The organism is Aquirufa novilacunae, assembly GCF_045310505.1.
GTDB classification, from domain to species: Bacteria; Bacteroidota; Bacteroidia; order Cytophagales; family Spirosomataceae; genus Aquirufa; species Aquirufa novilacunae.
This window is the reverse complement of record NZ_JBEWZG010000001.1, coordinates 849,398-871,905: the sequence shown is the minus strand read 5'-3', so window position 1 is coordinate 871,905 and position 22,508 is coordinate 849,398. Positions and strand designations below refer to the sequence as shown.

Annotated in this window: 18 protein-coding genes; 13 read left to right on the top strand and 5 right to left on the bottom strand. The window is 43.9% G+C overall.

The genetic code is table 11. The annotated features are described in order from the left end of the window. Positions 1 to 49: 49 nt before the first annotated feature. Together V7S74_RS03965 and V7S74_RS03960 are read left to right on the top strand one after the other, a co-directional pair. Complete coding sequence (locus V7S74_RS03965; protein ID WP_406777465.1) at positions 50 to 1,924, top strand: alpha/beta fold hydrolase; 1,875 nt, start codon at positions 50 to 52, stop codon at positions 1,922 to 1,924. 56 nt (positions 1,925 to 1,980) lie between these two features. After that, positions 1,981 to 2,871: a sugar phosphate isomerase/epimerase family protein gene (locus tag V7S74_RS03960; RefSeq protein ID WP_406777464.1), complete on the top strand. Its 891-nt coding sequence runs from the start codon at positions 1,981 to 1,983 to the stop codon at positions 2,869 to 2,871. A gap of 76 nt (positions 2,872 to 2,947) precedes the next feature. Here the strand turns inward: V7S74_RS03960 and V7S74_RS03955 are convergent, their stop codons facing one another. From V7S74_RS03955 to V7S74_RS03940, 4 genes are all read right to left on the bottom strand, one after another. Beyond that, a complete protein-coding gene (locus tag V7S74_RS03955; protein ID WP_406777463.1) occupies positions 2,948 to 4,864 on the bottom strand; it encodes an alpha-amylase family glycosyl hydrolase in 1,917 nt (638 codons plus the stop codon). A gap of 6 nt (positions 4,865 to 4,870) precedes the next feature. Then, positions 4,871 to 5,812 (bottom strand): carbohydrate kinase family protein, encoded by a 942-nt coding sequence (locus V7S74_RS03950; RefSeq protein ID WP_406777462.1) that lies wholly within the window; start codon positions 5,810 to 5,812, stop codon positions 4,871 to 4,873. Beyond that, a complete protein-coding gene (locus tag V7S74_RS03945) occupies positions 5,809 to 7,119 on the bottom strand; it encodes an MFS transporter (protein ID WP_406777461.1) in 1,311 nt (436 codons plus the stop codon). Before V7S74_RS03945 ends, V7S74_RS03950 begins: the two co-directional genes overlap by 4 nt. Positions 7,120 to 7,193: 74 nt before the next feature. Then, positions 7,194 to 7,910 (bottom strand): SDR family oxidoreductase, encoded by a 717-nt coding sequence (locus V7S74_RS03940; RefSeq protein ID WP_406777460.1) that lies wholly within the window; start codon positions 7,908 to 7,910, stop codon positions 7,194 to 7,196. 43 nt (positions 7,911 to 7,953) lie between these two features. On the opposite strand from V7S74_RS03940, the gene V7S74_RS03935 reads away from it, so the two are divergent. From V7S74_RS03935 to V7S74_RS03915, 5 genes are all read left to right on the top strand, one after another. After that, the gene (locus tag V7S74_RS03935; RefSeq protein WP_406777459.1) at positions 7,954 to 8,793 is read left to right on the top strand and encodes a diacylglycerol/lipid kinase family protein; all 840 of its coding nucleotides are present in this window, start codon (positions 7,954 to 7,956) and stop codon (positions 8,791 to 8,793) included. Next, positions 8,790 to 10,208 (top strand): amidohydrolase, encoded by a 1,419-nt coding sequence (locus V7S74_RS03930; protein WP_406777458.1) that lies wholly within the window; start codon positions 8,790 to 8,792, stop codon positions 10,206 to 10,208. The genes V7S74_RS03935 and V7S74_RS03930 overlap by 4 nt, the downstream gene beginning before the upstream one ends. A gap of 69 nt (positions 10,209 to 10,277) precedes the next feature. Next, positions 10,278 to 10,613, top strand: a complete 336-nt coding sequence (locus tag V7S74_RS03925) for an ArsR/SmtB family transcription factor (protein WP_406777457.1) — start codon at positions 10,278 to 10,280, stop codon at positions 10,611 to 10,613. Between the two features lies 1 nt (position 10,614). Next, positions 10,615 to 11,133, top strand: coding sequence for an ArsI/CadI family heavy metal resistance metalloenzyme (locus V7S74_RS03920; protein WP_406777456.1), 519 nt, complete (start codon positions 10,615 to 10,617; stop codon positions 11,131 to 11,133). 25 nt (positions 11,134 to 11,158) lie between these two features. After that, a complete protein-coding gene (locus tag V7S74_RS03915) occupies positions 11,159 to 11,740 on the top strand; it encodes a low molecular weight phosphatase family protein (RefSeq protein WP_406777455.1) in 582 nt (193 codons plus the stop codon). A 202-nt stretch (positions 11,741 to 11,942) separates the two neighbouring features. Here V7S74_RS03915 and V7S74_RS03910 read toward each other — a convergent pair whose 3' ends face one another. Further along, positions 11,943 to 12,368, bottom strand: a complete 426-nt coding sequence (locus V7S74_RS03910; protein ID WP_406777454.1) for a YybH family protein — start codon at positions 12,366 to 12,368, stop codon at positions 11,943 to 11,945. Between the two features lie 227 nt (positions 12,369 to 12,595). Between V7S74_RS03910 and V7S74_RS03905 the strand changes: the two genes are divergently transcribed. From V7S74_RS03905 to gyrB, 6 genes are all read left to right on the top strand, one after another. After that, a complete protein-coding gene (locus tag V7S74_RS03905) occupies positions 12,596 to 15,433 on the top strand; it encodes a PQQ-dependent sugar dehydrogenase (protein WP_406777453.1) in 2,838 nt (945 codons plus the stop codon). 59 nt (positions 15,434 to 15,492) lie between these two features. Further along, positions 15,493 to 16,788, top strand: coding sequence for a glycoside hydrolase family 88/105 protein (locus V7S74_RS03900; protein WP_406777452.1), 1,296 nt, complete (start codon positions 15,493 to 15,495; stop codon positions 16,786 to 16,788). Between the two features lies 1 nt (position 16,789). Next, the gene (locus V7S74_RS03895; RefSeq protein WP_406777451.1) at positions 16,790 to 17,554 is read left to right on the top strand and encodes an SDR family oxidoreductase; all 765 of its coding nucleotides are present in this window, start codon (positions 16,790 to 16,792) and stop codon (positions 17,552 to 17,554) included. Between the two features lie 152 nt (positions 17,555 to 17,706). Further along, positions 17,707 to 18,867, top strand: coding sequence for a glycoside hydrolase family 88 protein (locus V7S74_RS03890; RefSeq protein WP_406777450.1), 1,161 nt, complete (start codon positions 17,707 to 17,709; stop codon positions 18,865 to 18,867). Between the two features lie 55 nt (positions 18,868 to 18,922). After that, positions 18,923 to 20,446, top strand: coding sequence for a bifunctional phosphoribosylaminoimidazolecarboxamide formyltransferase/IMP cyclohydrolase (purH, locus tag V7S74_RS03885; RefSeq protein WP_406777449.1), 1,524 nt, complete (start codon positions 18,923 to 18,925; stop codon positions 20,444 to 20,446). Between the two features lie 94 nt (positions 20,447 to 20,540). Continuing rightward, positions 20,541 to 22,508 (top strand): DNA topoisomerase (ATP-hydrolyzing) subunit B, encoded by a 1,968-nt coding sequence (gene gyrB / locus V7S74_RS03880; RefSeq protein WP_406777448.1) that lies wholly within the window; start codon positions 20,541 to 20,543, stop codon positions 22,506 to 22,508.

Sequence of the window (22,508 nt, the reverse complement as noted above, 5' to 3'; positions counted from 1 at the left end):
TAAATTAGGAAGAATGATTAGAAATATCGAATCTTCCCCTTTACAAATTATGCGCAAACTCCTTCTTTTATTTCTGCTAAGTTGCTGGTCACTTCAAGCCCAAGACAAATCGGGTATTACGGGGAAACCAGATACCTCCTTCACGAATTACTCCGCCTTGAGAATGGTATCGAAGCAAGATCCTACAATTCGCCTTGCTGAGTATCAAAGTTCAAAGTGCAAAGTTCAAAGTTCAGTGTACAAAGTGATAGGAGCGAGAAAATTGATGGTGGATGAATATTCCATTTCCTCCCGCAAGCTACCTACGCTGGTTTTTTTCCATGGGGGAGGTTGGCGTACCGGCCATCGTTCTCAACATATTCCATTAGCAAAAGCACTCGCAGATCGCGGTTATCGCGTATTTCTAGTGGAATACCGTTTATCCACGGAGGCTTTATATCCAGCGGCCATGCTCGATGCGCAGGCAGCCCTGCAATGGGTAGCTAAGCGAAAAAATGTCGGAGAAATCTATGTTGGTGGCTATTCAGCAGGGGGCCAAATGGCTGCGCTTTTAGGCTCGGTTCAAGACGAAAACACCTACGGTAAAGGAGTTAAGCTAGCCGGTGTTATCGATGTGGACGGTATTTTAGCTTTTATTCATCCAGAGTCAGGGGAAGGGGATGATAGCAAACGTACTTCGGCGGCCACGCTTTATTTTGGATACAACAAAGTAGCGGGAGAAGCGATTTGGAAAGAGGCCTCAGCGTTAGGCCATGTCACAAAAGGCGATCCACCGGTTTTGTTTTTAAATTCAGGAGATGATCGAATGCACGCAGGTCGCGATGATTTTATGCGAAAAATGGCGACGTTTGGCATACATACAGAATACTATACCTTCGAGAAATCACACCATACCTTCGTGCTAATGAATCGTTACATTGACCAGGTGGTGAATCGGATGGACCGTTTTATGAAGAAGCGTTTAGTGGTCGGTACTGAATTTAAAACGATACAATCTGCCGTGGATGTAGCGCGTCCGGGACAAGAGATTTATATCAAGAATGGCGTTTATCGGGAGAAGATTTTCGTCGATTCCTTGAAGCATCATTTACGTTTTGTGGGGGAAAGTAGGGCAGGCGTGGTGATTCAGGAGACGATTGCGCGGGATATTTGGCGTTGTTCAAATCCAGATGATTACGGTGCAGGCGTGTTGAATGTAAAGGGGCATGATTTATCGTTTTCAAATTTGACGATTATGAATGACTACGGTTTTAATGCCAAAAGCGATGTGACCATCCCTTGCCTAAATGAGGCCGGGAAGGAGACGACAACTACGGTTCAGAAATATGCTTTACCACGAGAAAAAGGGGAGAAAGAGGGTGAAAAGATCGTGCGTGTGGATGGTCATCAATTCGCGGTTCGGACGATGCCGGGCGCGACCCGCTTGTCTTTTGAACATTGCACACTTCGTTCCGGAGGTGGGGATACGATGAGTCCTTGGGATGTGAATACGGGTATGTATTATTTGAATGACTGTTTAATTGAGGGAGGAGTGGATTTGTATTGTCCTCGGGGCTATGCCTTGGCAGAAAATTGTACATTCGTTTGTCATAATCTTAGTGCGGCGATTTGGCATGATGGATCGGGTGATGAGCAGGCGAAAACGGTTTTGAAGAATTGCCGTTTCATTGGTGATCCGGGATATAAATTAGGTCGCTACCACCGGGAAGCACAATTTTATTTGTTCAACTGTTCCTTTGATAAAAATATGGCCGATGCGCCTATCTACCAATCTGGCGATCGAGTGCTTAATTGGGGACACCGCGTGTATTATTCGGAAAGTCACCGGGATGGAGGGGACTTCGCTTGGCATAAAAACAATACGAAGATAAAGGCCACAGAGATGACTTTTCAGACGATTTTTGGAGAAAAATGGAAAAAATAATTTATTGTATCAATAAAATACATTAACTTTGAAGCATTACCTCTAAACTTATTTTTATGAACTCGAGAAGGAAATTTTTACAACAGTCCAGCGCATTCTTAGCCGCTAGCGTTTTTGCTCCTCGTTTTTTATCTGCCCAAACTTACACAAGCCGTCCGGTAGGTATTCAACTGTTTACCTTCTTTGGCAAATTCGACCAAGACGTGAAAGGTAATCTGCAGAAAATTGCAGATCTCGGATATACCGAAATCGAATCTGCCTTCAGTATGTTGCCTGGTTTTTATGGAATGAAAGGCAAGGAATTTAAGGCTTTAAATGCAGATTTGGGTCTTAATTGGGTGGCACATCACGTGGTGGGGGCTCCGCTAAAACCGCGTCCAGGTGTGGATATGTCACGTTTCCCGAAGATGATGAATCTACGTGATGACGCGCAGCAAGCAGTAGATAACGCTGCGGAGGCAGGTGTGAAGTATTTAGTTTGTGCGAATATCCCGATTGAGACGAAGGACGAGGTTTCTGAAGCTGTTGTCTCTCTAAATAAAGTGGGTGAATTAGCGAAGAAAGCGGGTTTAACTTTCTGCTACCATAACCACGATGCAGAATTTAAAGTAGTAGATGGCCAAAAAGCGTTTGACGTTTTCGCCTCTCAGGTTCCAGCAGACTTATTGAAATTTGAATTAGACTTAGGCTGGGCTTCCAAAGCGGGCGTGGATGTGCCTGCCTTATTTAAGCAGCATCCTGGACGTTTCCCACTCTGCCATATCAAAGATTTTGACTCAGAATTTAAAAATATTCTCCCAGTGGGAGAGGGTGTCATTAACTACAAGCGCATTTTTGATGCAGCTAAATCAGGAGGATTAGAACACTTCTTTGTAGAACATGACTTCCCGAAAGACGCTTTCGAAAGTCTTCGCATCAGTAAGAAGGCTTTGGACGCAATTTTATAATCCGCCTAACGGTTTTTTAGTGTTTAATGATTGAATTTAGAATCTGGAAAAACATCCCCTTGTGGGGGATGTTTTTTTATTTTAGGATGTAAAACTGGTAAGGAGCAAACGCTAAATGGTCGTGATCCATTCCGATCTGGATTGTTTTGCCTGACCAAAGGTCTTTCAGCGAAGTAGGACGTTCTCCATAAGCACCGAGTACATAATAGGTCACTTCTTGTGGTGCTGCGCTAAAGTTGAATAAAAAATATACTTTCTCACCATCAACAAAGCGCTCGAAAGCGATGATGGAGTTATTATGAATCTCTAACCAATGAATATTTTTCAAATCAGCCACCGCTTTCAACGATTTACGCAGCTTGATCAGCTTTTGTAAATTCGAGAATACCTGGTTTTCCACCGTATTTTTAGCGTCCACCGCGGCATTTTTCTTCCAATCAATGATAGGTCTGTGCATCCAACGGTTATCATAGGATTTTCCTGGATCTTGTAAATAGCTGTAATCATTCGTGTAGGCTGCCTCGTCACCATAGAATAACATAGGAACGCCTCCCACAAACATACTTTGGGCCTGCATCAAGGTAATCTTGTCGATTGATGTCTGAATGGCCTTTGCCTCTTTTGCAGCTAAGGCTTTTTCCAAACCGCATAAAGAGGCCAGTGAACCAGATAAGCGTGCATCCTGTGTCTTTGGATTCACCGCAAAAAGGGCCCCTGTGGCTGGCGAGTCGATTCCGCCGCTATAATAATTCTTGATATACGAGCGGTGATCGTAGGGATTATATCCAGCTTGTTCGATCATCCAATCATCATATCCTAAACCGATGTCGTCATGGCAACGCGTATACGTTAGCCAAGTCGCACCTTTTGGTTTACGGCTTAATTCGTTTTGTGCGGTGCGCATCACGCGAATATCGCCTGTAGCAAGTGCATCCCATTGCACTGCCATTTGGGTGGCATTATAAGCGAAATCACATTCGTGTGTCGCGAAACGCCCCGTCCCAAAATATTCCATAATCTGTGCCGGTGCCACAATCGCCTCGCCCAAAATGGCCATTCCTGGCGTTGCCACCTCCACACACATTTTAATTAATTGCAATAATTGATGGGCTTCGGGTAGGTTTTGGCAAGAAGTGCCCATCTGTTTCCAAATGAAGGCTGGAGCATCAATACGCACCACATCCACGCCTAGATTCGCATAGTAGAATACGTTAGTGAGCATTTCCACAAAGACTTTGGGATTCGTATAATTCAAATCCCATTGGTAATGATGGAAAACCGTCATCACCCATTTGTCTAATTTCTCGTCATAAGTAAAACTGCCGGGTGAACTTTCAGGGAAAATTTCTGGCATCGTCTCTTCCATCGCATCCGGAATGCGGCGGTCGTCGTACATGTAGAAATAATCTTGATATTCTTTAATTCCCGCTTTCGCCAGTTTCGCCCATTCATGGTGATGCGACGTGTGATTTAACACGATGTCGATCATCAAGTACATGTCCTTTTGCTGTAATTCTTGCTGGAAAGCGCGCAGATCTTCGATGGTTCCTAGCTTTTCCTCTACCACCCGGAAGTCTTCCACCGCATAACCGCCATCACTCTCGCCTTCAGGGCTCTTAAATAAGGGCATCAGATGGAGGAAATTCACGCCTAATTTCTCCAAATAAGGCAATTTAGCTGGCAGGTCCTTAATCTTTCCTGCGAAACGATCCACGTAAAGACTCATTCCCACGAGGTCTTGACTTAAAAACCAGTTTTCGGTTTTCTTCGCTTTCGCCTCATCCCGCTTTTTCAAATCCGCAGGGCGATCTAGGTGGGCTTGAAAAATAGCGTTGATTAAATCGGTGAATAAAGGGCTGTCGCCATAAATCGTTCTGAAATGGGTATGGATATCGTCCAAATTCGCAGTTAAACGCTCTTGAAAGCCTGCATCTTTGATCTTATGGTTCTTTATAAGCGCATGCGCCTGTTTTTGTAAAGCGGAATTGTACACGTTCTATTAATTAAAAATACTGTTGTTCAAATTTTTAAAGGCCTCCATCGCCCCTAGGTATTCGCACGTTCTTGCACCTGCTTTGTTGGCATTTTCCACAATCTTTTTCCAAGCCGCAAAATCAAGATCTTGGATTTTTAAACCATCTAATTGATAAAGTACAGCGCCTACAAAGGCATCCCCTGCACCTGTGGTGTCGACCGGTTGAATGGCAATACTAGGAATAACATAGGTTTTGCCAGCTAGGCCTAATAAAGTACCCTCTTTCCCTAGGGTAATGGCAAAAACACCCTTGCAGATCTCCAATAAGGCTTCAGTTGCGTCCTCTAAGGTCTCCGTCTCCGTGATTAGCATCGCTTCTTCATCTGATAACTTTGTGAAATCGGCCTCTTTCAGAAAGAGTAGACTTTGCTTAATGAAGGTCGGTATTTTATCGCCAAACAATAAATGGCGGTAATTCGGGTCAAAAGAAATGATTTTTCCGTCCTTTTTTGCTCGGTCTTTTAAGGAATAATAGGCCGCATTTAGTGGCCCTTCAAGAAATGCCGTAGCTGATCCGAAGTGAACAATATTCGCGCTAGCTAGATCAATCGCCGCCACTTCTGCTTCTGTTAAAGCCGCATCTGCGCCTCGATTAAATACGAAATCGCGCTCTCCGTCTAGCATCAAGGAAACGAAGGCAAAAGTCGTGAAAGACTTTGGGTCTAAATGAACATGTTTCGTGTCCACGTTAAAATCCTGCATCACCGAGATGAGCTGGCGACCGAAAGGGTCATTTCCTACTTTGGCACTTAATAAAACCTCACCACCTAAAGCTCCTATCGCGGCTGCTACATTCGTGGGAGCACCTCCCGGTTTCTTTAAAAAATGCTGACCGTCTGACAGGCTAGAACCTTTATCAGTACAAATCATATCAATCAAGGCTTCGCCTATACAAATGACACTCATGCGGATTGTTTAGTAGGGGATGGTTTAATAAAGGCAGTCGCTAGGGCTGCAATGGCTAATAAAGCTCCTGCAAAGGTAATCGCATTTCTGGGATCATTGTCTAAAAAATGCTTTAAAATATAGCCAAACGATAGATTTTGCAAGATCATCGGAATCACAATCATCATATTGATGATACCCATATAAACCCCATAACGCTCTTTAGGGATATCGCCCACGACGAGTAAATACGGGATGCCCATCATACTAGCCCAGCCGATTCCGAAACCAGAAATGGCGAAGAATAACAAGTTTTTATTCTCAATGTGTGGGAAAGCAAGAAAGCCTGCCGCCGCTAATATCAAACAAACCATATGCACGGTTTTAGCTCCATATTTATTGGCATAACGAGCTAGTGCTAAGGCAGATAAGAAGGTGACGATGTTGTACCATCCATTGACTAAGCCTGTCCAGGAAACCGCTTGTTCGTAAAGTTCTGGGTTATCTTTCGGTGTTGCGTTCCAAACAGACAGCGCAATACTCTTCGATGAATTTTGCCAGTAGCAGAATAGGGCATACCATTGGAATAGATACACGAGAGCTAATTGCCACATCACTTTGGGCATTTCTCCAATCGCATGGAAAATCTCGAAAATGGATTCAAGCACGCTGGTTTTGCGAGCTCGAATTTCCTTTAATTCTTCTTCAGTCGGTTCAATTTCTGAGGTCGTGTGCATGCTCCACCAAATCGACCCGATCGAACAAACGGCCCCTAAAAAGAAGGAGGCATATACCCAGGTGGGCAAGGAACCGGTTTTTCCAATAAATATCATTGGGAAGATGAAGAGGGAAAGATTGGCTAAGGTTTGGCCAAAACCTGTAAAGAAACTCTGCATCTGAAAGCCTGTCGGCTGCTGCTCGTCGTTTAATTTATCTGCCACAAACGCACGGTAAGGCTCCATGGCCGTATTATTCCCTGCATCTAGGATCCACAATAAACTCGCTGCCATCCATAAGGAAGAACTGAACGGATATAACAGGAGGCAAATGCTGCATAATAAGGCTCCTATGAAGAAATAGGGCTTGCGGCGACCCCACTTCGGGTGCCAGGTGCTGTCACTTAAGGCACCGATGAAAGGCTGAATTAATAAACCTGTAACCGGTCCAGCTAAGTTTAATAAGGGAATTTCGTCTGGACTCGCTCCTAGAAAATCATAAATGGGATTCACAGCGCTCTGCTGTAATCCGAAACTATATTGAATACCAAAAAATCCAACGTTCATGTTGACGATTTGGCTGAAACTCAAGGAGGGTTTACGTAATGACATGTTTGATAGGTTTATTCGTAGATGAAATTTAACTATTCTACCCAAGACCAGCAAACTGTCCTACACTGTTGAACCTAATATTCTTGATTTAAAGGGTGGATCATCAATTCATCGATAACCACGTGGGCCGGTTGATTCATTACATAATAGATGCTGTTCGCCATATCTTCTGGGCTTAGCCAGCCTTGGTGAGAGGGATCTCCCGCAGGGTCCGCATGAAAATGGGAATCGACTAATCCAGAGTAAATAGTGCTTACCTTAATTCCATCTTTTCTAACTTCTTTTCTTAGTGCCTCAGTAAAGGCATGCTGTGCATATTTAGAAGCACAATACAGTGAGCCTCCATCAAAAACCCGTTTCGCCACATCTGAGGCAATCGTAATAAAATGGCCCTTATTAGCGGCTTTCAGATGAGGAAGCGCCTTCTGTGAGAATAAAAAGGTGCCTTTTACATTCGTGTCAAATACCTGATCCCATTGTGCTGCAGAATAGGATTCCGTAGGCCCAAAAGCCCCGATCCCCGCATTATTGATCACAAAATCAATATGTCCAAAAGTATGTATCGTTTTCTCCACTGCCATCTCGACAAAAGCCTCGTCAGACACATCCCCATCAAAATACAGCGGGCGATGCCCCATGTCGGTTATTTCTGCCGCCAAGTCTTTTAATTCACCTTTGTTACGAGCCACTAAACTGAGTTGGAAGTTGTTCTGCGCCAATAAGATAGCTAATGCACGGCCGATTCCACGAGAGGCTCCGGTAATGATGGCGGTAGGTAGGGAATTTGACATATAAGATTATTTTTTGTTAAATTTAGACAATTCCAATATAGGTATGAATCAACAAATTGCGTTTCTCATCAATCCCTTAAAAAAGACTGTCGCTATTGCGGATTATTTTTCTTGGGTCATTGAAACGGTAAAGGTAAAAAAATCAGACTGGGAAATTCAGCTTTTTGCAAAAGAATGGCCAACAGATTTAAGTGATTTTGATCAAGTTTGGGTCATGGGCGGCGATGGCACGTTTAATTATTTTGTGAACAAATATCCTTCGCTTGATAAGCCCATTGCCCTATTTAAAGGAGGCACAGGAAATGATTTTTATTGGAAGCTATTTGGGGAGCGATCTCGGCAGGCGCATCTGGATGCCGTTTTGGCAGGACATACAGAGTTATTCGATGCTGGGTCCTGTAATGGGCAATTATTTTTAAATGGTGTGGGCATCGGAATCGAGGGAGAGGTCTTGAAATCGATGGAATCTATTCGCTACTTTAAAGGAGGTCTAGGCTATTATTTGGCAGCAATTCCTAATTTACTACAATTCAAATCGTATCATATTCAGGGCCAAAGAAAAGTCTTTCTTTGTATGGTCTTTAATTCCTCTCGAGCCGGAGGAGGATTTCATTTCTTCCCCCACGCAGAGATTCAGGATGGATTATTAGACGTGATGTATTGCCGGCATATTCCGGTTTGGCAGCGATTATTCTACATGCCCATCATTCAGTCGGGCAAACATGTGAAACTACCCATCGTGGAATTTTCGAAGGAGAAAGACATCAAGATTAAAACGGATCGTGTCCTCAGTGCCCAGGTAGACGGAGAAGTCCAAACGTCAGATCAATTTGATTTCCAAGTTCTTCCTGCTAAATTTAAGTTTATTGTACCTTCCCTATGAAAAAAATAGTCTTACTCCTTATTTTAAGTCTTCCTGTTTTAGCCCAAGACGCTGACAAAAAGAAAGTCCTTGCTCGAATTCAACAGCAGGAGTCCCATTACAGCGATATCGCACAAAAAATCTGGAATTACGCCGAAGTCGGTTACAAGGAAAAGCAATCCTCTGCTCTTCTTCAAGAAACTTTAAAACAAGCGGGTTTTACCATCGAATCTGGCGTAGCCGGTATTCCTACCGCTTTCGTTGCGACCTATGGTCAAGGTAAACCGGTGATTGGAATTATGGCTGAATACGATGCCTTGCCTGGATTATCGCAGGATTCTATTCCGACTAAGCGTTCCTTGGGTGGTGCCTCTGGACACGCTTGTGGCCACCATTTATTTGGGACAGGTTCTTCTGCTGCCGCTATCGCGGTGAAAGAATGGTTGAAAGAAACGGGCGGGAAAGGGACAATAAAATTATATGGTTGTCCTGCCGAAGAAGGTGGTTCTGGTAAAGTATACATGGTTCGCGAAGGCTTATTTAATGACGCAGATGTCATGTTGCACTGGCATCCAAGTGATGCGAACTCCGTTTCGACAGGTTCATCTTTAGCCAATAAAACTGGTAAATTCCGTTTCTACGGCCTTTCCTCGCACGCGGCTGCTTCCCCAGAAAGAGGTCGTTCAGCACTAGATGCGGTGGAGGCGATGGATTTCATGGCGAATATGATGCGCGAACACGTGCCTTCTTCTACGCGTATTCACTATGTCATCACGAATGGAGGGAAAGCACCTAATATTGTCCCAGATTACGCGGAGGTCTATTATTATGTGCGTTCTCCACAACGCGATATCGTGATGGACGTTTGGAATCGCTTGGAAAAAGCAGCCGAAGGTGCAGCCTTAGGAACAGGAACACGATACGAATTAGAAGTTATCGGTGGAGTTTATGAAATTTTGCCAAATGAAAAGCTAGCCTCTATCATGAGTTCAAATCTGCAAACCGTGGGTGGTTATACCTTAAATCCAACTGAATTAGCCTTTGCGAAACAAATACAGCAAACTCCGGGTATGTTACAAACCGATTTAGCGTCCACTTCATCTGTGGTTCCAGGTCGTCCAGATCCGAGCGGCGGAGGCTCGACGGATGTGGGTGATGTAAGCTGGGTAGTTCCTACCATTGGTCTAGGTACAGCGACTTGGGTCCCAGGTACGACAGCACACAGCTGGCAGGCGGTAGCTGCCGGTGGGACTAGCATCGGTAAAAAAGGAATGATGGTAGCTGCGAAAACGATCGCAGGAACCGCCCTCGATCTATTTAAAAACCCAGCGTTAATCGAAGCGGCAAAAGCAGAGTGGAATAAGCGAAAAGGGGCTGAATTTAAGTACAAGGCTCTTTTAGGCGATCGCAAACCGGCTTTGAATTATAGAGATTAAAAATAAAATAGGCTTCGGCCTTTTTTATTTATTTCATTCATCGTAATATTGCAATGTAATAATTAAGTTATGGGAATTACTAAAACCGATCTGTTTACCGACGAGCAAAATGCGATTGCACAGATGGCCAAAGTACTAGGGCATCCAGCGCGTGTCGCGATTTTGCAATTTTTGGTCAAATCCAATACCTGCATAAACGGCGATCTAGTTCAAGAATTAGGTTTAGCACAAGCTACCGTTTCTCAACATTTAAGAGAGTTGAAAGAGGTCGGATTTATCCAAGGGACCATCGAAGGAGTTTCCGTATGTTATTGCATAAATCCAGCGAAGTGGGCGGAATTTAGCCAGCTTTTTGGAACATTTTTTGAAAACTATTTTATCGCACAAAAATCTAACTGTTGTTAATATGTCAACTTTTCCACGAATGCACGTCTCCCTGTATGTCAGCAATTTAGCGGCATCGGTGAATTTTTATTCAACTTTTTTCGGCCAACCAGCCACCAAAGTGAAGCCGGGTTATGCAAAATATGTATTAGATAGCCCGTCATTAATTATCTCGTTCATTGAAAATCCGGAGCGTGTTCAGTCAAACTTTGGCCACTTAGGTTTCCAGGTAGAGACAGCTGAAGAAATGAACGCCCGTTTAGAAGTAGCTAGAAAACAAGGTCTTGTTTCCAAAGAGGAAATAGGCACCTCTTGCTGCTATGCCGTTCAAGATAAATTCTGGGCTACGGATCCAGATGGTGTTCAATGGGAAGTATATTATTTCCACGAGGATGCAGAATTCAATGACCCGCACTATGAAATGCAAGATGCCTCCGCTTGTTGCATGCCCCCAGCAGCGGCTGTGATAGAAAAACCAAAACTTAAAATCGCCGAAGTTCAAGCTGCTAACACTTGTGCTCCAGGCTCTGGATGTTGCTAAGATGAAAGATTTATTAAACCAAAATTTGGAACAAATCCTCTCCCTCGAAATTCCAGAGGAACGCAGAGAAATTTTACAGGTCTTGATTGATTACATCAAAGACAAACGCAAGAAAGAGCAGCCAATTCGACTGAATTTCATTTGCACGCACAACTCACGCCGCTCGCAATTCTCGCAAGTCTGGGCACAAACCGCTGCCGATTATTTCCAAATCCCAGCTCAGTGCTATTCTGGCGGGGTAGAAGTAACGGCTTGCAATGAACGCACAGTGGCCTCTTTAGAAAGAATGGGTTTCATCATCTCCAAACACGGACACTCGAACCCCATCTACTTTGCCTTGCACACCCAAGATGCACGGCCCATCATCTTATTTTCGAAATTATATAATGACGTCATCAACCCGCATGGCATTTTTGCCTCGGTCATGACTTGTTCGCATGCGGATGAAAATTGTCCTTTTATTCCAGGAGCAGAAGCTAGAATCCCTGTACGCTACGAGGACCCAAAAGCATTTGATGATACGCCGGAAGAAGCCGCGCAATATGATGCGAGGTCTAGACAAATTGCGGGGGAGATGTTTTATGTGTTTTCGAGAGTTAGTATCTAGATTTCTATTGCGAGCTAACTTGGAGGTATTTCCGAAAATGTCCTGCGAAATATTTTCTTGAAATACCTCCAAGTTAGCTCGCAAGCAGTAAATCTTTCTACATCGCTCTTGATCTTTTGATAAGAATTAGATCATCGTTAGATTTTAGATATCTGTTACGAAAAATATGACGTAGGCCATTTTTGTAACAGATATCTAAAATCTACGATGTATGATCCCTCACAACCAGCCACTTCCCCTTCACCTTCTTCATCAGCAACGTAAAATATCCTCCAGCATCACCAACCGTTGGTCTAGTTAAATGCCATTTACCTAATACCCAGGCCGTTTTCCCCGCTGTTACATCGATTTCTTGAATGTCAAAATCCAGTGTTCCCATCGTCTCTCTGTTTGGATAGGATTTTAAATAACGCGCTAATGTGGCTTCCCATCCTGATACGACACCTGACTTTCCGATGAATTTTAGGTTAGGGGATTTTTCATAGTATTCCATGAAACCTTTCACGTCACCCGCATTCCACAAGGTAATCTGAGTATTCAGGACAGATTTGATGTCGGATTCGTCTTTATTTGTTTGAGCGAATAGGAGAGCGGGGAGGAAGAGAAGGCAGTAGAGGAGTGTTTTCATATTGTAAATATATTAATAAAGAATAAAGCACAATGCATAAAGAATAATGTAGGAATCCCCTGCGGGGATGAATTCTGAACTGTTTCCTGTGCACTAATTCCCTATGGACTTTATTCTTTGTGCTTTATTCTTTATGCTCTAAAACTGGGATTTCGTCTCAATTATTACTTCACTTTTTTGAATATCCGATTATTGTATCATTTTTGTAGAATAATAAATTAAACCTAATGATTAAGAAAATTACCCTCGCCATTTTGATGGCATTTCCTGTGCTTCAATCGCTTGCGCAGGCCCCAGATGAAAATCGTTTTGTAAAATCGGTCTTAGTGGACAAATTGGATGAGCCCATGGAGTTCACCTTTTTGCCGGATGGACGTATCCTTTTTGTCGAAAGAAAAGGGGATGTGAAGTCTTATGATACGAAGACTAAAGAAACGAAGACAATCGCTCACCTAAATGTGAACACGAAATACAAGAACCGTCTGGGTCAAGAGCGTGTGGCAGAGGAGGGATTGATGGGAATTGTTTTGGACCCTAACTTCAGCAAAAATCACTGGTTATATCTCTATTATGCACATCCGACGGAAACGAAGCACATTTTAGCACGTATGGAATTGCGTGGGGATGAGTTGCTAGTTGAGCAGCAAAAAGTCCTTTTAGAGGTTCCTACACAACGTGAGGAGTGTTGCCATACGGGTGGTGGAATGGTTTTTGACAAATCAGGTAACCTTTTCTTAACGGTAGGAAATAACACAAGTAACAGTAATTCAGATGGTTATGCGCCTATCGATGAGCGTCCAGGTCAAGCCTATTGGGATGATCAGCGTGGTGCGTCGAATACAAATGATTTACGTGGAAAGATTTTGCGCATTCACCCAGAGCCGAATGGTACGTATACCATTCCTAAAGGAAATTTATTTGCACCTGGCACACCTAAGACGAAGCCTGAAATTTATACGATGGGTCACCGCAATCCGTGGAGACCGAGTATTGACTCGAAAACAGGTTTCTTGTATTGGGGTGAGGTAGGTCCAGATGCGTCGGTGGATTCGGAAAAAGGTCCTCGTGGTTATGATGAATTTAATCAGGCCAAAGGTCCAGGCTATTACGGCTGGCCTTATTTCATCGGAAATAATCAGGCCTATGCGGATGTGAACTTTGAGACAATGGCGATTGGTCCTAAGTTCAATCCTGCAGCTCCAGTGAATGAATCCCCTAACAATACCGGTTTACGTGAATTGCCCCCAGCAACGAAGGCGATGATTTGGTATCCTTATGGAACTTCAGAAGAGTTTCCTTTAGTAGGGTCGTCGGGACGTTCTGCAACGGGTGGACCGGTATTTAGAAAAGCCGATTTCCCTGGCGCTAAACGAGCTTTCCCATCGTATTATGAAGGAAAATGGTTAATCGTGGAGTTCATGCGTGGCTGGATTATGGCCGTGACGATGGACGAAAAAGGAGATTACAAATCAATGGAGCGCTTTATGCCGTCTACGACGTTTGGTTCTGCGATTGATATGGATTTCAGCCCAGAGGGTGATTTATATGTATTGGAATATGGTTCGGCTTGGTTCCGTGGTAATGAAAATGCGCGTTTAGTGAAGATTGAATACCAAGGTGGAAACCGCAAGCCGTATGTGGAGGCTTCGGCAGTTAAGAAAGCGGGAGCAGCGCCATTCACAACTACTTTATCGGCTGATGGAACGAAAGATTTCGATGGCGATAAATTAACGTATACGTGGACGGTGAAGAAGGCAGGGAAATTCGTGAAGAATTTATCGGGCGCATCGGCTACTTTAAACTTAAAAGACGTAGGTAAATACGAGGTGACGTTGAAGGCGGCTGATCCAAAAGGATTGTCGAACACGGCTTCTTTGGAAATATTAGTAGGAAACGAGGCTCCAGTAGTGGATATCGCCGTGGAAGGTAATAAGTCATTCTACTTCGAGGGACAGCCTTTGAAATATGCGGTAAAAGTGGAAGATAAGGAAGATGGTTCTCTAGGAAAAGGAATCGCTCCAGAGGCCGTGGCTGCTACGGTTGATTATGTAGCTTCAGGTTATGATCCGATAGAAATGGCGCAATCACACAGAAAGGCTGATAGCGATTTATTTGCGTCAGCAGGTCTTCGCTTAATTAATGCAAGTGATTGTAAGTCATGTCACCAAATGTACGTGCGCTCGGTAGGACCATCTTACAAAGAGGTTGCGGAGAAATATAAGGGACAAGATGTGTTAGAGAAATTGTCTGATAAGGTGATTTCAGGTGGTATGGGCGTTTGGGGAGAACATGCGATGTCTGCTCACCCGAGTATTTCGAAGGCGGATGCCAAAGCTATGGTCAATTATATCCTTAGTTTAGGGGATAAAAAAGCCAGCAATGCAATCGGTATCGCTGGAGAATTAGGCCTGAAAAAACCAGCAGATCAATCTTCATCAAAAGGCGTATTCGTCGTACGTGCGACTTACTTTGATAAAGGAAATAAGAAAATGGCGCCGGTGCAATCAGAGAAGTGGTTGTTCCTACGTCACCCTGCCTTGAATGTGGAGAAAGCGGATGTGTCTAAAGGCATTATGCAATTAATCACACCAGGTCGTTCGACGAACATGGTGGGCCAAAATCCGTACCTAGGTTACAAGGATTTAGATTTAACGGGTATCAATACCATCGAAATTTCAGCCTCTGCGCAAGCTAGAACAAACGCGGCAGGTGGGGTGATTGAAATACGTTTGGATTCACCTACAGGAACGGTTATTGGTAAAACAGCGCCTATTGAGGTTTCTCAAGGTGGTTTTGGTGGACCTCCTCCAGCAGCTGCTACGCCAGGAAAGGGAGCACCACTAGGAACGGGAGTAGCTGCACCGGCAGCAGCACCTGCAGCGGCGCCAGCAGCACCGGCTGCCGCGGCACCGGCTGCACCTCGTCGTATGTCAGGACCATCTGCCCAAAAAGTAGCCATCCAAGCCACTTCCGGATCTCACGACCTGTATTTTGTGGCGGTAAATCCGAAAGCCACAGAGCAACAAATTGTGGTGCAGATTTCGGGTATTGAAATGAAAAAATAATCCCTCGATTATAGTAAGTAAAAGGTTCTCTCTGCTTTAAATAGAGAGAACCTTTTTTTATGCGTTACACCTTACTTTTGCTCTTCATTTCTGGGTCCCTTTTCGCCCAAAAAAACATCACCACCGCCTCTGATGCCACAGCGCCCTTACATGCACTGCAGCCAGATTATCCCACGCCTTACGGGGCACCAGCGGTAGCAGATATTCAGAAAACGATAGACCGCGTATTTACCTATTTAGATGCCGCTACCCCCAATCGTTTTGTCGATAAATCCAGTGGTGCTGAGGTGAAAACTTATAACTCTAACGCCATTTTCAGCAAAGGCGATTTTCGCCCGATCTCGTATGAGTGGGGAGTGACCTATTCTGGGATGCTAGCCTTGACCGAAGTGACAGGCGATTTGAAATACAAGAACTATGTATTTAATCGCTTGAACTTGATTAATTCAGCTGTTCCAGAGGCCATCAAGATTCCTTCAGAGCAATCCCATGTATTAAAAGGATTAGTTCACCCAAGAGCACTTGATGACATCGGTGCCATGGGAATGGCGGTGATTAAAGCAAAGAAAGCGGGTTTCACTACCGATATGTCCTTTATCACGAAGCGCGCGTCTGATTTCATCTTAAAAGAAGAGCATCGTTTGCCGGATCGCACCTTGGTGAGAATTCGTCCTTTGCACCACACGATGTGGCTGGATGATGTCTATATGGCTATTCCGGCCTTATTGCAATTAGGAGAATACGAAGAGGCTGTGTTTCAGTTCAACGCGTATCAAAAACGCATGTTCAATCCAAGCCTAAATATCTATATGCACGGTTATTTAGTGGATGCGACGGAGCACCCGGAGTTTCATTGGGGTCGCGCGAACGGCTGGGCCTTATTGACGAATTGTGAATTATTGGAATATTTGCCGGCGAATCATCCAGCTCGTCCGGCGATTTTGGCACAATTGAAAAATCACTTGAAAGGACTGATGGCCTTGCAGGATGGAACTGGTTTTTGGCATCAATTATTGGATAAAAACGATTCCTATTTAGAGACCTCTTGTACGGCGATTTATACTTATGTGATGGCCAAAGGTATTAATAAAGGCTGGTTAGATCCGAAAATTTACGGCCCTGTAGCCATTTTGGGCTGGAATGCAGTGAACACGAAAGTAAATGAAAAAGGCCAAGTTGAAGGTACCTGCGTGGGCACCGGTTTAGCTTGGGATCCGGCCTTTTACTACCACAGACCTATTTCTCCCTTCGCAGCGCACGGTTATGGCCCTGTGCTTTTAGCGGGAGCAGCAATGATGGATTTACTGAAACACAACAACTACCAAATCAACGATTCCGCCGTACATTTGAAATAATATGAAAAACGCATTTGATTTAACAGGAAAAGTAGCGCTCGTAACGGGTTGCAAAAGAGGCATCGGGATGGCGATGGCTTTAGGCTTAGCGGAGGCTGGTGCCGATATCATCGGAGTTTCGGCTAATCTTGAATTAGCAGGATCTCAGGTTTCAAAATCCGTGGAGGCATTGGGTCGAAAATTCAATGCCTATCAAGCTGACTTTTCTAACCGCGATTCGTTGTATTCCTTTATCAAACAGGTAAAAGTAGATTTTCCTCGCATCGATATTTTAGTCAATAACGCAGGTACCATTTTGCGTAATCCAGCGGCAGAGCATTCGGATGAGTTTTGGGATGAGGTATTAGAGGTGAATCTTTCGTCTCAATTTATCTTAAGTAGAGAGATTGGTTCTACTATGCTAGCCCTGGGTTCTGGTAAAATCATTTTTACTGCTTCTCTATTGAGTTTCCAAGGCGGTATCAATGTGCCGGGTTATGCAGCTAGCAAGGGCGGAATTGCCCGTTTAACGATGGCCTTAGCGAATGAGTGGGCTGGTAAGGGACTTAATGTCAATGCAATTGCTCCAGGTTATATTTCAACAGATAATACAGCTGCCTTGCGGGAAGACAAAGACCGAAGCAGCTCCATTTTAGGACGAATACCGGCAGGACGTTGGGGAGAACCAGAGGACTTCAAGGGTCCAGTGGTTTTCTTAGCATCGGATGCCTCTAACTATGTACACGGCACCATTTTGACCGTTGATGGCGGCTGGATGGGCCGATAATGAAAGAATAGAGCACAAAGAATAAAGAATAAAGATTGAATCCGCTTCGCGGATGGATTCGAGAAAAATCTTTCATAAATTCATCTCCGAAGGAGATTCCAACTTTATTCTTTATGCTTTATTCTTTGTGCTCTAATTAAAAAATTAAACCTATGAAAAAAATCTTATCCCTCATTTTCCTCTCCACCTCGCTTTTCGCGCAGAAAATAGACGTGGATAAACAAATCGCATTAGCTGGCCAACAATACCAGTTGATGTTGGCGGCGCAACCTGATACCAGTACGACGGTGCACTCTGCGAAACAAGATGGGACGTATCGAAACATGCCTTCGAAGTGGTGGTGTTCAGGTTTCTTCCCGGGAGGACTTTGGTACTTATTCGAAAAAACAAAAGATCCGAAATGGGAATCAGCTGCGCGTTTATGGACGGCTGCGGTGAAGAAAGAGCAGTTCAATACGGGTACGCACGATTTAGGATTTATGATGTACGATTCTTTCGGGAATGGCTTGCGTCTAACGAAAGATCCAGAATACAAGAAGGTGTTGATTCAATCAGCGAAGTCATTAGCGACGCGTTTTGATCCTAAAATAGGTTTAATCAAATCTTGGAATGGCTTCAAAGGCGGTTACCAATATCCAGTAATCATTGACAATATGATGAACTTGGAATTGCTATTCTGGGCTTCTAGGGAGACGGGTGATCCTAGTTTCAAACAAATCGCAATCACGCATGCGGATAATACGATGAAGAATCATTTCAGACCGGATTATTCGAGTTATCATGTGATTTGCTATGATGTGGATGGTAAGGTTTTGGCAAAAAAACAACACCAAGGCTACCAAGACGAGTCTACCTGGACGCGTGGTCATGCCTGGGCGATGTACGGTTACGTGGAAATGTACCGCAATACGAAGGATAAGAAATACCTAGACTTCGCTCAAAAAATCTCTGATTTCTACTTGAACCACCCGAATATGCCAGCTGACAAAATTCCGTACTGGGATTTTTATGCGCCTAATATCCCGACAGAGGAACGAGATGCTTCGGCAGGTGCGATTGCGGCGTCTGCTTTGCTAGAATTGAGTACGTATTCAGGGGAGAAAGGAAAGCGCTACTATGCGGATGCGGTGAAGATGTTAGAGTCACTTTCGTCGCCAGCTTACCGCGCGGCTTTAGGTGAAAATAATCACTTCTTGATCAAGCACTGCGTAGGAGCGAAATCGTTGAATTCAGAGATTGATGTGCCCTTAATCTACGCAGATTACTATTATTTAGAGGGCTTGTTGCGCTACCAAAAAATGGCTAAAAAATAGACGGCTTTTTGGGCTGAATTTCGTACCTTTGAAGCTTCATTTTTTATCAAGCCCCATGTCAGTTAAGAAAATTCAATCAGCCTTAATTTCAGTTTATTACAAGGACGGTTTAGCGCCTATCATTCAAGAACTTCATAAAAATGGAGTGACACTTTATTCTACGGGAGGGACGCAGTCTTTCATCGAAGAATTAGGTATTCCAGTGATTGCAGTAGAAGATTTAACGGGATATCCGTCGATCTTTGGCGGTCGCGTGAAGACTTTGCACCCGAAGGTTTTTGGTGGAATTTTACACCGTCGCGACTTAGCGGAGGATGTGGCTGTAGCTAAACAATACGATATTCCAGCGCTAGATTTAGTGATGGTGGATTTATATCCATTCGAGGAGACGGTTGCGTCTGGAGCATCTGATGAGGATATTATTGAAAAAATTGACATCGGAGGTATCTCTTTAATCCGTGGTGGAGCGAAGAATTTTAACGATGTATTAATCGTTTCATCTCGTGATCAATACGCAGAAGTTTCTGCGATTTTTGCCGCGCACGGTTCTACTTCAACGACTTTAGAAGAGCGTAGACGTTTTGCTGGTAAGGCATTTGCTGTTTCATCACACTACGATGGAGCGATTCAGCGTTATTTTGCAGGTCAATCTGCTGATTTGGCCAATTACACGACCTTGCCAGCGCACGGTTTACGTTACGGCGAAAATCCGCACCAACAAGGTAAGTTCTACGGAGATTTAGCGGCATTATTTGATAAGCTACACGGTAAGGAATTATCTTACAATAACTTAGTGGACGTGGATGCTTGTCTTTCGTTATTAGACGAGTTTCAAGAAACAGCATTCGTTATCATTAAGCACATGAATGCGTGTGGAGTCGCGACTGGTTCTACGGTGAAAGAGGCGTATGATAAAGCGCTTTCTTGTGATCCAATTTCGGCTTTCGGAGGAGTTTTAGCAACCAATAATACCGTTGATAAAGCTGCTGCAGAATCGATTAATCCGTTGTTCTGTGAGATTTTAATTGCACCCGACTTTACCGAGGAGGCTTTGGAAATCTTAAAGACAAAGAAAAACCGTATTCTTTTAAAGCGTAACCAAGTTGAATTCCCGAAAGTAATGTTCAAGACCTTGTTAAATGGGGTACTAGAACAAGATAAAGATTTAGTGATGGAAGGCGTGGAAGATTTCAAAACGGTGACCAAACGCATTCCGACAGATGAGCAGAAGCGCGCTTTGGCCTTCGCCTTAAAGATTTGTAAGCATACGAAATCAAATACCATCATTTTAGCGAATGATGGTCAGTTATTAGCTTCCGGTGTAGGCCAAACTTCTCGTGTGGACGCCTTAAAGCAAGCGATTGATAAAGCGAAAGAATTTGGCTTTGATTTAAATGGAGCGGTGATGGCATCTGATGCTTTCTTCCCTTTCCCAGATTGCGTTGAAATCGCTGGAAACGCTGGTATTGTAGCAGTTACACAGCCTGGTGGATCGATTAAAGACCAAGATTCAATCGACTATTGTGATGCAAACAATTTAGCCATGGTAATGACAGGAATTCGTCACTTTAAACATTAGGATTATTTAGATAAAAATTTTATTTTTAAGGTTAAGAATCAACAAGAGTTTCGGGCGATTAATAAGCTCGTTTTAACACACATTAAATTACATTATGTCAGAAGCACAAGATACATCAGCTCAGGATCGGGCAAATTATGGTGCAGATAATATTCAAGTATTAGAGGGTTTAGAGGCGGTTCGCAAACGTCCTTCCATGTACATCGGTGATACAGGCTTTAAAGGCCTTCATCACTTGATCTGGGAGGTAGTTGATAACTCGATTGATGAGGCGTTAGCAGGTCACTGTGATAAAATCAAAGTGACAATCAATACAGACAATTCCATTTTAGTAGAAGATAACGGTCGTGGTATCCCTACGGGAATGCACACGAAGGAGAAGCGTTCTGCCCTAGAGGTAGTTATGACGGTTCTTCACGCCGGTGGTAAATTTGATAAAGATACCTACAAGGTATCTGGAGGTTTGCACGGTGTGGGGGTTTCTTGTGTGAACGCCTTATCGACGGACTTAAAAGTAACGGTACACAGAGAGGGGAAAATTTTCCAACAAGAATACAAGATTGGTGTTCCTCAGTACCCAGTAAAAGAGATTGGTACGACGGATCGTACAGGTACATCGGTTTTATTTAAGCCGGATGAAACGATCTTCACAGTAACTGAATACAAATACGAAACAGTAGCGGGTCGTTTACGTGAGTTGTCATTCTTGAACGCGGGTATCCGTGTTGAATTGACTGATTTGCGTGAATTGGATGAGAATGGTGTTGCGAAATCAGAAGAATTCTTCTCTGAAGGAGGTCTTCGTGAATTCGTTACTTTCTTGGATTCAACTCGTGAGCCATTATTGTCTGAGCCTATCTACATGGAAGGCGATAAGAATGGGGTGCCGGTTCAAGTGGCGATGGTGTATAACACCTCTTACACAGAGAACGTAGTGTCTTATGTGAACAACATTAATACGATTGAAGGAGGAACTCACGTAGCAGGTTTCCGTGGTGCCTTGACTCGTACGTTGAAAAACTACGCAGATAAGTCAGGTGCTTTAGATAAATTAAAAATCGATATCGCGGGTGATGACTTCCGTGAAGGTTTGACAGCGGTTATTTCTGTGAAAGTGGCGGAGCCTCAGTTTGAGGGCCAAACAAAAACCAAACTAGGTAATGGGGAGGTTTCTGGTGCCGTTTCTGCAGCGATGTCAGATATGTTAGAGTCTTGGTTAGAGGAGCACCCGAAAGAGGCTCGTCAAATTGTAGCCAAAGTAATCTTAGCCGCACAAGCGCGTCACGCAGCTCGTAAGGCACGTGAAATGGTTCAGCGTAAAACGGTTTTAGGTTCGAACTCTTTGCCAGGTAAGCTTGCTGACTGCTCTGATTCAGATCCTGAAACATGTGAGATCTACCTTGTCGAAGGGGACTCAGCAGGTGGTACCGCGAAACAAGGCCGTAACCGTGCATTCCAAGCGATTTTGCCTTTGCGTGGTAAGATTTTGAACGTAGAGAAAGCGCAAGAGTACCGTATCTACGAAAACGAAGAGATTAAGAATATGATTACGGCGCTAGGCGTTTCTTTCGGAAAAGATGGAGACGAGCGTGCGTTGAATATGGACAAGTTACGTTACCACAAGGTAATCATCATGACCGATGCGGACGTTGACGGTAGTCACATTCGCACCTTGATTTTAACTTTCTTCTTCCGTTACATGCGCGAATTAGTAGATCGCGGTTGTATTTACATCGCTCAGCCACCATTGTACCAAGTGAAGAAAGGACAGCAAATTCGTTACGTTTGGACGGAAGATCAACGTGCGCAGGCTATTCAGGAATTAGCAGGTGGTGGAAAAGAAGATAATGTAGGTGTTCAGCGTTATAAGGGTCTTGGAGAGATGAACGCGGAGCAGTTGTGGGAAACTACGATGAATCCGGAGTCTCGTACCTTGAAGCAAGTAACGGTGGAATCTGCGATTGAAGCTGATTTGTTATTCTCTATGTTGATGGGTGACGAGGTCGCGCCACGTCGTGACTTCATTGAGAAGAATGCTAAATACGCTAAAGTAGACGTTTAG

Excerpts from the sequence above, each read along its gene's own strand:
- V7S74_RS03965 (WP_406777465.1), top strand. The coding sequence starts at position 50 with ATGCGCAAACTCCTTCTTTTATTTCTGCTAAGTTGCTGGTCACTTCAA.
- V7S74_RS03960 (WP_406777464.1), top strand. The coding sequence starts at position 1,981 with ATGAACTCGAGAAGGAAATTTTTACAACAGTCCAGCGCATTCTTAGCC.
- V7S74_RS03950 (WP_406777462.1), bottom strand. The coding sequence starts at position 5,812 with ATGAGTGTCATTTGTATAGGCGAAGCCTTGATTGATATGATTTGTACT.
- V7S74_RS03945 (WP_406777461.1), bottom strand. The coding sequence starts at position 7,119 with ATGTCATTACGTAAACCCTCCTTGAGTTTCAGCCAAATCGTCAACATG.
- V7S74_RS03940 (WP_406777460.1), bottom strand. The coding sequence starts at position 7,910 with ATGTCAAATTCCCTACCTACCGCCATCATTACCGGAGCCTCTCGTGGA.
- V7S74_RS03935 (WP_406777459.1), top strand. The coding sequence starts at position 7,954 with ATGAATCAACAAATTGCGTTTCTCATCAATCCCTTAAAAAAGACTGTC.
- V7S74_RS03930 (WP_406777458.1), top strand. The coding sequence starts at position 8,790 with ATGAAAAAAATAGTCTTACTCCTTATTTTAAGTCTTCCTGTTTTAGCC.
- V7S74_RS03925 (WP_406777457.1), top strand. The coding sequence starts at position 10,278 with ATGGGAATTACTAAAACCGATCTGTTTACCGACGAGCAAAATGCGATT.
- V7S74_RS03920 (WP_406777456.1), top strand. The coding sequence starts at position 10,615 with ATGTCAACTTTTCCACGAATGCACGTCTCCCTGTATGTCAGCAATTTA.
- V7S74_RS03910 (WP_406777454.1), bottom strand. The coding sequence starts at position 12,368 with ATGAAAACACTCCTCTACTGCCTTCTCTTCCTCCCCGCTCTCCTATTC.
- V7S74_RS03905 (WP_406777453.1), top strand. The coding sequence starts at position 12,596 with ATGATTAAGAAAATTACCCTCGCCATTTTGATGGCATTTCCTGTGCTT.
- V7S74_RS03900 (WP_406777452.1), top strand. The coding sequence starts at position 15,493 with ATGCGTTACACCTTACTTTTGCTCTTCATTTCTGGGTCCCTTTTCGCC.
- V7S74_RS03895 (WP_406777451.1), top strand. The coding sequence starts at position 16,790 with ATGAAAAACGCATTTGATTTAACAGGAAAAGTAGCGCTCGTAACGGGT.
- V7S74_RS03890 (WP_406777450.1), top strand. The coding sequence starts at position 17,707 with ATGAAAAAAATCTTATCCCTCATTTTCCTCTCCACCTCGCTTTTCGCG.
- purH (WP_406777449.1), top strand. The coding sequence starts at position 18,923 with ATGTCAGTTAAGAAAATTCAATCAGCCTTAATTTCAGTTTATTACAAG.
- gyrB (WP_406777448.1), top strand. The coding sequence starts at position 20,541 with ATGTCAGAAGCACAAGATACATCAGCTCAGGATCGGGCAAATTATGGT.